Annotated in this window: 12 protein-coding genes and 1 tRNA gene; 9 read left to right on the forward strand and 4 right to left on the reverse strand. The window is 60.9% G+C overall.

Annotation, left to right across the window (positions count from 1 at the left end; translation table 11 throughout):
• Positions 1 to 12: 12 nt before the first annotated feature.
• Positions 13 to 402, reverse strand: coding sequence for a hypothetical protein (locus N3C12_02590; protein MCX8071329.1), 390 nt, complete (start codon positions 400 to 402; stop codon positions 13 to 15).
• Between the two features lie 70 nt (positions 403 to 472).
• Between N3C12_02590 and N3C12_02595 the strand changes: the two genes are divergently transcribed.
• The 7 genes from N3C12_02595 (at position 473) to N3C12_02625 (ending at position 7,659) form a co-directional block, all read left to right on the forward strand.
• On the forward strand, positions 473 to 1,825 hold the full coding sequence (locus N3C12_02595) for a dicarboxylate/amino acid:cation symporter (GenBank protein ID MCX8071330.1): 1,353 nt from the start codon (positions 473 to 475) through the stop codon (positions 1,823 to 1,825).
• A 58-nt stretch (positions 1,826 to 1,883) separates the two neighbouring features.
• Positions 1,884 to 3,173 carry a DUF1329 domain-containing protein gene (locus tag N3C12_02600; protein MCX8071331.1) on the forward strand — a complete coding sequence of 430 codons (1,290 nt, stop codon included), beginning with the start codon at positions 1,884 to 1,886 and terminating at the stop codon, positions 3,171 to 3,173.
• Positions 3,174 to 3,239: 66 nt separating this feature from the next.
• The gene (locus N3C12_02605) at positions 3,240 to 3,593 is read left to right on the forward strand and encodes a carboxymuconolactone decarboxylase family protein (protein ID MCX8071332.1); all 354 of its coding nucleotides are present in this window, start codon (positions 3,240 to 3,242) and stop codon (positions 3,591 to 3,593) included.
• A gap of 41 nt (positions 3,594 to 3,634) precedes the next feature.
• Complete coding sequence (locus tag N3C12_02610) at positions 3,635 to 4,564, forward strand: LD-carboxypeptidase (GenBank protein MCX8071333.1); 930 nt, start codon at positions 3,635 to 3,637, stop codon at positions 4,562 to 4,564.
• Between the two features lie 10 nt (positions 4,565 to 4,574).
• Positions 4,575 to 5,702, forward strand: a complete 1,128-nt coding sequence (locus tag N3C12_02615) for a beta-lactamase family protein (protein ID MCX8071334.1) — start codon at positions 4,575 to 4,577, stop codon at positions 5,700 to 5,702.
• A gap of 18 nt (positions 5,703 to 5,720) precedes the next feature.
• Entirely contained in the window at positions 5,721 to 7,202 is a 1,482-nt protein-coding gene (locus N3C12_02620; GenBank protein MCX8071335.1) for a Mur ligase family protein, read from the forward strand.
• A 34-nt stretch (positions 7,203 to 7,236) separates the two neighbouring features.
• On the forward strand, positions 7,237 to 7,659 hold the full coding sequence (locus N3C12_02625) for a secondary thiamine-phosphate synthase enzyme YjbQ (protein MCX8071336.1): 423 nt from the start codon (positions 7,237 to 7,239) through the stop codon (positions 7,657 to 7,659).
• A gap of 104 nt (positions 7,660 to 7,763) precedes the next feature.
• On the opposite strand, the gene N3C12_02630 is transcribed toward N3C12_02625, so the two are convergent.
• On the reverse strand, positions 7,764 to 8,528 hold the full coding sequence (locus N3C12_02630) for a metallophosphoesterase (GenBank protein ID MCX8071337.1): 765 nt from the start codon (positions 8,526 to 8,528) through the stop codon (positions 7,764 to 7,766).
• Positions 8,529 to 8,787: 259 nt separating this feature from the next.
• Between N3C12_02630 and N3C12_02635 the strand changes: the two genes are divergently transcribed.
• Positions 8,788 to 9,480, forward strand: a complete 693-nt coding sequence (locus N3C12_02635; GenBank protein MCX8071338.1) for an MgtC/SapB family protein — start codon at positions 8,788 to 8,790, stop codon at positions 9,478 to 9,480.
• Positions 9,481 to 9,512: 32 nt separating this feature from the next.
• Here N3C12_02635 and N3C12_02640 read toward each other — a convergent pair whose 3' ends face one another.
• Positions 9,513 to 9,788 carry a hypothetical protein gene (locus N3C12_02640; GenBank protein ID MCX8071339.1) on the reverse strand — a complete coding sequence of 92 codons (276 nt, stop codon included), beginning with the start codon at positions 9,786 to 9,788 and terminating at the stop codon, positions 9,513 to 9,515.
• 361 nt (positions 9,789 to 10,149) lie between these two features.
• On the opposite strand from N3C12_02640, the gene N3C12_02645 reads away from it, so the two are divergent.
• The gene (locus tag N3C12_02645) at positions 10,150 to 11,109 is read left to right on the forward strand and encodes a hypothetical protein (GenBank protein MCX8071340.1); all 960 of its coding nucleotides are present in this window, start codon (positions 10,150 to 10,152) and stop codon (positions 11,107 to 11,109) included.
• A 258-nt stretch (positions 11,110 to 11,367) separates the two neighbouring features.
• On the opposite strand, the gene N3C12_02650 is transcribed toward N3C12_02645, so the two are convergent.
• Positions 11,368 to 11,440: transfer RNA gene (locus N3C12_02650), tRNA-Ala, on the reverse strand.
• Positions 11,441 to 11,456: the final 16 nt, after the last annotated feature.

Here is an 11,456-nt window from a genome sequence, read left to right on the forward strand (position 1 = left end):
TGGGGCAGCGCTTCAGCGCTTCGGCAGTCGTTGGATGTCGCGACCGACGGGCGGCGGTCCAGGTGCCCCGAAGGGAGGTGGGCCGGCGGCGCCACTGGGTGGCCTTCCTGCGGCACCTCCCGGAGGAGGGCCGACGGCGCCCGCGGGCGGAACACCAGCAGGTCCAGCCGGCAACGGCCGGGAGAGTTCTCGTCGGCAGGACTCGACAACCGCAAACGGCAAGCGAGTTTGCGCGGCAATCTCGGCATCGGACAGCCCCTGCTGAAACAGCGGGAGCAAGATCACGCAGTCATTGGCTAGCAGCGGTGCCGCAAGGACCGAGAGCAGCATTGCAGAGCCGAGGAGCTGGACGAGTACGCCCAGAACCTTGAGCGGCGAGCCGAACGCGTTGCGGAGTTCCATTGTTCCTCCTTGGTGCCGGGAGTGGCAGGACCATGCATTCCCGCATATACCAGCGCTGCGGAGGACACTAGTGGTCACTTCTGGGGCACCGACAACGCCAGCACTCAGCATCGCGCACCGCCCAATGCTCTTGGGTTTAGTGGGCGGGACAGTCGCTGGCATCACTACCCACGCCCTGTGGCACGGCCAGCCGTGGTTAAACACCTTTGTGAACGGGGTTACCGAGCCAATCGGCCGGTTGTTCCTGAGACTCATTTTTCTCATCGTCCTGCCGCTCGTGTTTTCGGCGCTTACGCTTGGCGTCAGTGGCTTGGGAGATTTGGCAAGTGTGGGCCGCGTGGGGTTGAAAACCCTTGTCGTGACCGTGGTCATTTCCACGGCCTCCGTGGGCATCGGCGTACTCCTTGTCGACCTGCTGCAGCCTGGGGCGCTGCTTTCGGAAGATGCGCGGGTGGGGTTGCTACAGACCACGCAAAAAGTTGACAGTGCATTGGCCGCGAGTCGCGCACCTGTTGGCCTCGAGGCACTCACCCAAATGGTTCCAGACAATCCCGTGCGGGCGGCCGCACAGGGCGAAATGCTTGCTGTGATGGTCTTTGCTTTGATTTTCGGCTTGGGCTTGGCGCGGGCCGATCGTAGCACCGTAGGACCGCTCACGGCTTGGTTAGAGGGCGTGTACGAAGTCTCGATGCAGGTCGTTGGCCTGGCCATGAAGCTTGCCCCACTGGGCGTGGCGTGCCTCATGTTCACCCTTACCGCTCGGCTCGGCTACGACGTGCTCCGCCCATTGGGAGCTTATGTGGCGGTGGTGCTCTTGGGGCTGACGGTTCACCTTTTTGTGACTTACTCACTGGTTCTTCGCTTGGGAGCCCGGCGCTCGCTGCGAGACTTCCTCGCCGCCGTTCAACCCGTTGCCGTCACCGCCTTCGCCACGAGTTCGTCGAATGCCACGCTGCCGACCACATTGGCTGTGGCGCGGGAGCGATTAGGCGTTCCCCACGACATTGCGGGGTTCGTGTTGACGCTGGGCTCCACGGCGAACCAAAACGGCACTGCGCTGTTCGAAGGAATTACGGTGCTCTTCCTGGCGCAATTTTTTGCAGTCGAGTTGACACTGAGCCAACAGCTCCTCGTTGTGGGGATGGCCATTTTGGCGGGAGTTGGTACCGCAGGGGTCCCTGGCGGTTCGTTGCCGCTGATCGTGCCCGTGCTCGTGGCCGTGGGTGTGCCTGCAGAAGGGATCGGAATCATTCTCGGCGTGGATCGTTTCCTCGACATGTGCCGAACCGTCCTGAACGTGTTGGGCGATTTGGTTGTCGCCGTGGTGGTCGCCGCCTGGGAAGGTGGCCAGCCAGCTCCGGTGGGTCACCAACCGCACGTTCCATCGGCTGAGGTGGCGGGGCAACATCCGAGCGCAGATTGACTTTCGTAGTCGTCTGCGGGACAAACCGGCTACTGGCTTGTCTACGGAGGATTTCCACATGAGGAACGCGTGGGGCCTGTTCGCTTTGGTCGGCGTAATTGTCTCTGTGTGCAATGTCCCTACTGCAGCCGAGGACCCGAAGAGTTGGGTCTTGAGCGCCAACAACTGGCAGCAGGGCGAAGGCTTGTTGCCGGAACCGGTACTGAAACGGGTGCGTAACGGGGAGTACTACTTCAAGGTGGTCGAGGTCGATCCCGAGCGGCTGCGCCAGAACTATTCGGCAAAGTTTTGGCAGGCAAGCGAGGCCAACGCGGGCAAGTACGATGTCGATCCAAAAACTTGCGGTCTAAAGGATGTAACCACGGGCAAGATGCCGAGTTTTTACTTTGGTTTCCCCTTTCCGCGGATCGACACGGCGAACGATCCGTACGCTGCCTGCAAAATGGCGTGGAACTTCGAGGCAGCGAACGCGGTTGCCGGCGGTGGGGGAGCGACGTTTACCCTCAACGGAATCGATGGCGGTGGCGAGTACAAACGCATCAAGCTGTGGCTTCATGGCCATGGCTTTCTTGGCCGCCACTTTGGACCGATCGACAACCCGGAGAATTTGCGCGGTGCGAGCCTCACCGGGGTCATGGAACCGCAAGACGTCGACGGCGTGGCCGGTCTGGGGAAACGCTTCAACGACTGGGAATCGCAAGATCAGGCTTGGTTTTACGTTCCTGCGACCCGTCGGGTCAGACGAGTCAACTCGGCGACACGCTCGGATCCGGTGGCAGGCCTCGACATCTACGCGGACGACGTGAACTGCTACGCGGGCAAGGTGGAGTATTACAAGTGGAAGCTGTTGGGCGAGGGGAAAGTGCTTGCCCCCGTGTTATCGCCGGAACCGGTGAAACAGCGCTGGGTGTCGCCCACCCGGGCAGAAGTGGCCATTCCCTATTTTACCGCCGCTTACGAAACCCCTGGAGCAAAAGGTGCCCCGTGGTTGGTGGTGGAGAACCTGGTGATGATTCCCCGGCCGGTGTGGATTATCCAGGGTGAGTCGGAAGATCCCTTCTACAACTTCGGGAAGGTGATCATGTACATGGATAAGGAGCTCTACCGCATTTGGTGGAAACTCGTTCACAATCGGGCTGGCGAGTACTTCTACAATGCAATGTGCGCCTTTCACTGGTCGAGCAACGAGGACGGCAGCTTCAAAACGGTAACGCCGAACATGGTCGTGGGCGTCAACGACAAGACAAACCGCGCCGCAATTGGCGGCCGGTACAGCACGCAGTTTATTGAGCTCGCCTTTCCAGAGGGCCATTTCAGCCTGCAAACCCTCACCCACATGGCTGACTGATTGTGCTGCGCTCGTGTGCGTGCGACGTTGGGCACCAGGACATTGGGCACCAAAAGGAGGCTGAACATGGCTGAGTGCTTTTACCACCCGCAGGAAAGCAAGCGCCTGCGGCGCTTGCGCGAGCTTAAGCCCGAGATGTTCCGCGGCTTTGTGGAATTCGAGCGCTCCGTGTTTCAAGGCGGCGAGCTGCCGTTGAAAGTGAAGGAGCTCATTGCCATCGCCACTGCCCACATCACGCAATGCCCATATTGTATCGATGTGCACGTCAAGCGGGCAAAGAAGGCGGGGGCTTCGGATAGCGAGATCGCTGAGGCAATTTTTGTGGCGATGACACTCCGTGCCGGAGGCTCGTTTGCGCACGCGGCCATCGCGATGCGAGCTGCGGAGGAGGCGGACTCGAAATCGGATGCGAGCCGCTGAGCCCGTTCGAAACGAGCCGCAGCCGGTTTTGGTCGGGGCCTGTGAGGTTCGCTGAGCCGCAACCGCGGATCGCACCGCCCGCACTCTTGCCTGGCGGCTGTGTTGGCGTTGTCGCCCCAGCGGGGGCCGTGAAGCGCGACGAAGTGGAAAGCGGTGTCGCGCTTTTAGAGGGGGCCGGGTACCGGGTGCGCCTGGGAGCCTCGGTGTGGAAGAGGTTTGGCTATTTTGCCGGGACGGACGAGGAACGCCTGCGTGACTTGATGGATATGTTCGGCAATCCGGAGATCGACGCGATTTTTGCGGCTCGCGGCGGTTATGGCTGTGCACGCTTGTTGCCGTTCATCGACCCTGACTTCATCCGCTCTCACGCGAAAGTTTTTGTTGGAAGCAGCGATTGCACGGCGTTGCTGCAGTTTTTTGTGGATCGCTGCGGTGTGGTGGCATTTCACGGACCCGTGGTGGCGGCGTTTTCTTCTCGCCCGGAGTCGATGAACGGTTTGCTCCGGATGCTAACCGGGAAAACCGAAGCGGCGATCGCTCTGCCTCCGCCGCTGCGTGGCGGCAAAGCCGAAGGAGCGTTGCGCGGTGGTTGCTTGAGCATCTTGGCGAGCCTTCTCGGTACGCCCTTCGCGCCAACGGTTGAGCCCACGGTGTGGTTTTTCGAGGACGTGAACGAGAAGCCATATCGGATCGACCGCATGCTCACGCAATGGTCGCAAGCCGGCTTGTGGCAGAGCACGGAAGCTGTGCTGTGGGGCGAGATGGTCGGATGCACGGCTCCGAGCGGCAGTTGGGATGTCTGGCAAGTGATCGAGCGACACATGCAGGAGCTGTCTGTGCCGGTCGTGACCGGAATCGCCAGTGGTCACGGCAGCAGCCGGCTGACTTTGCCCATGGGTGTACGCGTGCGCGTAGCCAACGATCGACTCGAATTTTTGCAGCCGTGGGTTACTCGGCTCGACACGGACTAGGTGGGTGGCGGTGGCGTTCGAGCTGGTCGAAGACGCGATGCAGGAAGCGGTCGCCGCGGGGGTATTTCCCGGAGCCGTCTTGCTCGTACGGCGGGGGGATTCGTTTTTTTACCTGCGCGCCTTCGGCAACCGCTCGCTCGTCCCGCAGCCGGCGCCGATGCGCGAGGATACGATCTTCGATGTGGCTTCGCTCACGAAGCCGCTGGCGACTTCGGTCGCGGTGATGCTTCTGGTCAAAGAAGGCAAGATTCGGCTGGATGATCGCGTGGCGCGCTTTCTTCCTAACTTTAGCGTGCATGGCAAAGCACATGTGACCTTTCGGCACCTGCTTGCACACTGCTCGGGGCTCCCGGCGTGGAGACCATACTACAAGGAGGTGCTGGCGGAGGAGCGGCGCGGTGGTCGGGTGAATTTTTTGGGCACGAGTGCGGCGAAAGCGTTCGTTTACCAGTCCATCGAGCGAGAGCGCATCGAGGCGGAGCCAGGCACGCGCGCGCTATACAGCGATCTGGGCTTTATCTTGCTCGGCGCGGTCATCGAGCAACTCAGCGGCGTGAGCCTGGATCGCTTTTGCCATGAGCGGATCTTTCGCCCACTCGGGTTGCGCTCCACAGGATTTGTCGACTTGGCCTTGCTCCGTGCCCGTCGGCTCGAGCCAATCACGGAAATGATCGCACCGACGGAACAGTGCCCGTGGCGACAAAAACTGTTGTGGGGCGAGGTGCACGACGACAACGCGTACGCCATGGGCGGTGTTGCGGGCCACGCTGGTCTATTTTCGTCGGCGCGCGATATCGACACGTTATTGTGCTGCTTGGAAGATTGTTACCAAACGGTCGGCGGAATGATTCCCCAGCGGCTCATTCGTGAGTTTTGGACCAAGGACCCTTCGGTTCCGGAATCCACGTGGGCTCTCGGCTGGGATACGCCCTCACCGGAAGGGTCGAGCGCCGGCCGTCACTTTGGACCACAGTCCGTGGGCCACTTGGGATTCACGGGTTGCTCCATATGGATCGACTTGGTGGAACGCTGCCATGTGGTGCTGTTGTCCAATCGCGTGCACCCGCGGCGAGACAATGACAAGATCAAAGAGTTCCGCCCGCGGCTACACGACTTGATCCGAGAGAATTTACCCTAATGCCTGGGATGTGAAGAGATGTGGTACCAAACTGACGATCCAAACAACCGTGTGCCTGCGAATCTCCAACCAGGGGCGCGCGTTCATCTGGCTGCCATTGGTGGTGTGGCGATGTCGGCTCTGGCCGTGCTGCTGAGGGAACGCGGTTACGACGTCACCGGTTCCGACGATGTGTTGTACCCGCCCATCAGTACGCTGCTGGAGCAAATGCAAATTCCTGTGCGTCGCGGTTTTTCTCCTGATAATCTCGAGCCCGCTCCTGATCTCGTGGTGATTGGCAACAAAATCACGAGGAACAACCCAGAAGGTCAAGCCGTGCTGGAGCGCGGCCTTCCGTACGCCTCCTTGCCGCAGACTTTGTACGAGCTGTTTCTGCGTACCCGCTCGCCGCTGGTGGTGGCGGGTACCCACGGCAAGACCACCACGACTGCCATGTTGGCCTGGATATTTCACGCCACCGGCAGGGAGCCGAGTTTTCTTGTCGGTGGGCAAGTGAAAGGCTGGAACTGCAACGCGCGGCTGGGTAGTGGCGCCTACTTTATTGTGGAGGGCGACGAGTACGACAGCGCCTTTTTCGACAAGCGGCCCAAGTTCTTGCACTATCAGCCACAGGCACTGGTGCTGAATGCACTCGAATTCGATCACGCCGACATTTACCGTGATCTCGATCACGTGAAATATGCCTTTCGTAGGTTGGTGGAGATGCTGGCTGCCGACGCTGTCGTGCTTGCCTGCCGGGACTTTCCCCATGCGTGGGATGTCGCTCGCGTGCACCCGCGCACTACCAGCTTTGGATTTGCCGCGGATGCGGTCTGGCGGGCCAGCGAGGTGCGGGATGAGGGTCGGCTTTCGTTCACGTGCCTGTACAAGAATCGGCCGGTAGCGAGAGCGAGTTTGGCGGTGATGGGGGCGATGAATGCACGGAATGCACTCGCGGCGATGGCAATGGCATCGGAGCTCGGAATCCCTATGGGGGAAGCTGTGCAGGCCTTGGAAAGCTTTCCGGGGGTGGCCCGCCGGCAGGAGGTTGTCGGTGAATTTGGAGGAGTGCTCTTGATCGACGACTTCGCCCACCATCCGACCGCAGTGGCCGCGACGTTGGATGCCGTCCACCAGCGCTATCCACACCGGCGATTGTGGGCGCTTTTCGAACCTCGTTCGAACACCTCTCGGCGCAAGGTGTTTCAAACGGAATACGTGCACGCGCTGTCCCGGGCGGAGCGGGTCATCGTCGGTGGGGTCTTGCGCAAGGCCTCGGATGCGGTGCCGGAGGACGAGCTGTTTTCCCCGCAGCAACTTGTCATGGATCTCGAGGTCGCGGGTGTGAGCGCGCGGCATTTTGATGACCCAGAGGTGATCGTCGTTGCCGTCGAGCGGAATGTGCGCCCTGGGGACGTGGTCGTTCTCATGTCCAACGGCGACTTTGGTGGCTTGCGCGGAAAGCTTGCACACGCTCTTGTCGCTCGGACCACGCACCGCGCTCGGTGGGCCTCACGCTAGACAGCCAGGCTAAGCCCTTGTTAGGTACGCAGGTATGCGGTCGTATCGAAAAGAGCTCGTGCTCCACGTGCCGTCGCGCATGGGCTTTGTCAACATTACGCCCGAGGTGGAAGCCGCAGTTCGGGAAAGCGGCGTGCAAGAGGGGCTGTGCTTGGTCAACTCGATGCACATCACGTCGAGCGTGTTCATTAACGACGACGAACCGGGGTTGCTGGAAGATTACGCACGCTGGCTCGAACAATTGGCGCCATATGATCCGAGCCCAGAGCGCTATCACCACAATCGCACTGGAGAGGACAACGGGGACGCCCACCATAAGCGGCAGGTGATGGGCCGCGAGGTGGTGGTGGCCATTACTAAGGGGAAACTCGACTTCGGCCCTTGGGAACAGATTTTCTACGGTGAGTTCGATGGGCGTCGAAGAAAGCGCGTTCTCATCAAGATCATTGGCGAGTGAGCCCCCAAGTTCGCACGTAGCCACCCCTGTTCTGGCCGGGGGCGAACTGGAGTGCACCGGATCATGCAGCCCGAGCCAGCAGAATTCCGCCGCCGAGATCTTCCTCAGCGCAGATCGCCAAAGGAGACGGATTTCTCTTCGACGTCGATGATTGCGTAGTCTCCGTTTGCGAGCTGCCCCGGGGAGACCACGAGAGTCGAGCCGACCGTAGCCTTTCCCTTGGCACCGTCTGGCCGCGAGCACACCGCAAGATAAGGATTGTAGGTTTTCAGAATGTGGCTGATCGCCTCGTGGCCGTTGGCCTTGTGCTCGCCTTCAAAGGGTGTGGCCGGTGCCGTGTGGCCAACGAAAATTTTCACCTGCTCGAGGTGACGCAAAAAGTCGAGCGAAAACTGTGCTTCCCAGCCTGGATACATGAGAAAAAACTCATGATCCCGCTCGTTGCCGGTGACTTCTCCACCAAAGCCGGCAACTACGTACCCCCGACCTAACGGAGCAAAGCTGCGGTGCACTAAGTGGATGTGTTTGTCCACTACCTCGGAGTTGAAGGCGGCCTGGAGAAAGAACCGTTCGGGGGCGTCGTTGCGGCCGGGAACGAAAAATACCGGAACGCCGAGCCTATCGAGCTGGCCGAAGAAACGGGTGATCGACTCTGCGTCGTCCCGCCGTTCGCGGACAACTTCGGGCTGATCCAACCGCGGTAGGCGGCCTTCCGCTTTTGCCCGCTCCCACTCCGCTTGGCGGGCTTCTGCACGCAACACGTTGCCCGTAAAAAGTACCGCGTGCACACGTGCGTTCTTTACCACTTCGCTCAACCGATCGAGGTACGCAAACTCTTCCCGCAGGTCGCCAATGGCCAAAAGTTTCATTTCACATCCTCCCTCGCGTTGTGTGTTTGTGCCTGATGAACCGCCCAACGGCGAGCGCCACGCAATATGTGTCGCCTTGGCGCGGTTGTAAACGGTTGCTTTGCAAACTTCGTGACCAATGGGGTGGTTCAAACGTGGCCGATGCAGAGGGCAGGGAAAATCTTGCGTTTGGGAAGGGACGGGCCGCCCTAAGCTGCGTGCTCTGGGTGTAGGATCTTCCTGCTGTCGGATTGCCTCGAGCGTGTGCTAGAGCCGGCGCATGGAACGCGAAGTTGCACACGTCATGCTTTACGCCGGCTCCGCTTGGCTGGCTGGGAGCTTGATTGGACTGGAGCGGACGTTTCACGGCCGGCCGGCTGGTTTTCGAACTCACGCCTTGGTGTGCTTGGCGTCGGCCCTGCTCATGTTGGTTACCACCCACCAATGGGAGTGGCTGGCCGGCGCCCCGCTGGAGACCGTACGGACAGATCCCACGCGCATGGCGGCGGGCATTATGACCGGCATCGGTTTTCTTGGTGCAGGGGTGATTTTTAAGGAACGCCTGGCAGTCCGAGGCCTTACCACCGCAGCTTCGATTTGGATCACGGCAGTGCTCGGGATTTTGTATGGTGTCGGACTATTCGTACCCGCTGCTCTCGGCACGGTGGCGGTTTTGGGTACGCTCGCTGTGTTTCGTTGGATGGAGGACCGCATGCCCACACAGCTCTTCGCGCACTGTACAGTGCGCTTCGATCGACAGCACGTCCCGAGCGAGCACGCATTGCGAGGCATGGTTGCCGAGCAAAAGGCCGGCGTTGCCAGCCTGAGTTACCATCTCGTCGACCACGGCCGCGCCTTCGAGTACGCCATGGTCATTCGGTCCTACCGGCGCGCTAGCTTCGAAAAGCTCGCAGAGCGTTGGCGCCAGGAGCCTAACGTCGTGGAGTTCAGCATCACTCCGACCGGGGAGTGACCCTTGGCTATACAGCGGCAACGCGGGGCCCTTTAGAGCAGTAACAAAACCGGAACCGCTGCACTCCCGATCACAACCAAAAGGAAGAGAACCGCGGTTGCCGCGGTCTCCCAGCGGTTTGGCTCGTCTTGCTGTTTGTCTCCCACGGTCGCCCGCTCTTCGAGAGAAGCAAAGCCAACACGCTGTTCAGCCGGTACGGGCTTTTGCTGCGAGTGTGTCGCGGCACAGCCGAGCTCAAAGACGAGGAAGCAAGCCAGCAACACGGCGGCGAGCCGCGACGTAAGGATGGAGGCGCGTAAGGGAACCATGAGTAAGCCGGCTATCACAGGCGCGATTCCGGCGCGATGGGAAAATGCTCCCGCCCCTGCCCGCCGCTTACGCTCATGATCTCTGGCAATGTTGCCTGACAAGCGGAGCGCTTGCAGTGCGCGGCGAGTTGGAACAAGTGAAGGGCTAACTTGCGTTTGCAACTGATGGCTGCAGCACACCAGCAGGGGAAAAAAGGGGGCTAGCGCGCGGGGTCGGGCCGCGGCCGTGCACAGTCCCCGCCACTGACGAAAGGGGAGATCGATGCCGAGCTGTGCAGCTTGTGGAGGTCGTAGGTGGCTGTATTGTACGACGTGCCTTGGCACCGGGATGATCCGTTGTCGGAGTTGTCGTGGAGCGGGTGTGAGAAGATGTCGGTGGTGCCGGGGCGAGACGGTTGTCCCTTGCGGCGAGTGCAGCGGTTACGGATTTGGCTGGGACGGGGAAGAATGCACGAGGTGCTATGGTACGGGCCAACGCCCGTGTAGAGGCTGCCGAGCCGCGGGTGGTGACGAGGATGATGGAGGCCTTGGGCAATGCCGTAGATGCTGGGGGCGTGGGTTCGTAAGATGCGAAGATTGCCGCGGTTCCACGCATCAACGCTGTGCAGATTGCCGAGGAACGAGGTGGAGTGAAGAGGCTCCGAGGCCGACTTCCTCTCGCGACGCCAATCCCTCCGAACAGGCTAACGCGGATTGGGAAGACGAAGAACCAGGGGAAGAGGATTGGGAAGAGGAGGAGTCGGAAGGGGAAGATTGGGACGAGGAAGAAGAGTGGGAGGAAGAAGAGGAGTGGGAGGAAGAGGAAGATTGGGAGCAGGGGGAAGACTCGGAAGATGGGGAAGACGAGGCGGGTAGTACGCGCAGCGGGGAAGAGCAGGAGAGGGCGTCGAGCGCCGTTCCTGAAGATGAAACGCGTGACGAAGGCCCGCTGCTCGATGGTGACGAAGAGTGCGCCACGGAAGCGAGCAACCAAGGTGCTGCCGCTGGCGCGGCCGACGACCTCTTCGAATACAAACCGCGCATGCAGGGTTTTTGGCCGGTTGGCGACGATGCTGGGAAACGGGAAGAGGACGACGAGTGGGATGACGCCCCCGAGCCGTCGAAGGATCAGACGCCCCCACCGGGCCCCGAGGCTTGCGGACATTGTGAACCGCGGTTGCGGAAGTTTCTCCTCAGTGGACCAGGACAAGAACCGGCAGACTGTCCACGGTGTCGAATGGCTCCCGAAGCCTCACGGGACGGAGGCGACGCAGAGGCGCGGGGAGAGTGCGAAGAAACAGAAACTATAGCCCAGTGCGAGAAGGACACCGGCAGAGGTTAGAGCTACTGAGTGAGCCTCGCTCGCCTTGGCAGTACGCTCTCCACGGCGGCACATCCGGGGGCGCCGGTGCCTGGCCCGCCTGACCACCCGCACCCGCCGATCATGCCTAGCTCGTCTCGGGATGACGATGAAAAGATTAAACGTGCCTAGCTCGTCGCTGCACTCCTCGCTGTCGGCAACAATGCGAAGCCGGAGTGCAGAGAAGTCCCGTGAGGTCGTGCAAGGCAAGCCGGTAGCTCGCTAACGGTGAACGAAGAGTGGAGCTGAGCGGAGTCGAACCGCCGACCTCCTGAATGCCATTCAGGCGCTCTCCCAACTGAGCTACAGCCCCAATCGTCAACGTTCTT

Source organism: Candidatus Binatia bacterium, assembly GCA_026415395.1.
GTDB lineage: Bacteria > Desulfobacterota > Binatia > HRBIN30 > HRBIN30 > HRBIN30.

Coding starts and splice junctions, on each gene's coding strand:
- N3C12_02600 (MCX8071331.1), top strand. CDS start 1,884: ATGAGGAACGCGTGGGGCCTGTTCGCTTTGGTCGGCGTAATTGTCTCT.
- N3C12_02605 (MCX8071332.1), top strand. CDS start 3,240: ATGGCTGAGTGCTTTTACCACCCGCAGGAAAGCAAGCGCCTGCGGCGC.
- N3C12_02640 (MCX8071339.1), bottom strand. CDS start 9,788: ATGGTTCCCTTACGCGCCTCCATCCTTACGTCGCGGCTCGCCGCCGTG.
- N3C12_02630 (MCX8071337.1), bottom strand. CDS start 8,528: ATGAAACTTTTGGCCATTGGCGACCTGCGGGAAGAGTTTGCGTACCTC.
- N3C12_02590 (MCX8071329.1), bottom strand. CDS start 402: ATGGAACTCCGCAACGCGTTCGGCTCGCCGCTCAAGGTTCTGGGCGTA.
- N3C12_02625 (MCX8071336.1), top strand. CDS start 7,237: ATGCGGTCGTATCGAAAAGAGCTCGTGCTCCACGTGCCGTCGCGCATG.
- N3C12_02620 (MCX8071335.1), top strand. CDS start 5,721: ATGTGGTACCAAACTGACGATCCAAACAACCGTGTGCCTGCGAATCTC.
- N3C12_02635 (MCX8071338.1), top strand. CDS start 8,788: ATGGAACGCGAAGTTGCACACGTCATGCTTTACGCCGGCTCCGCTTGG.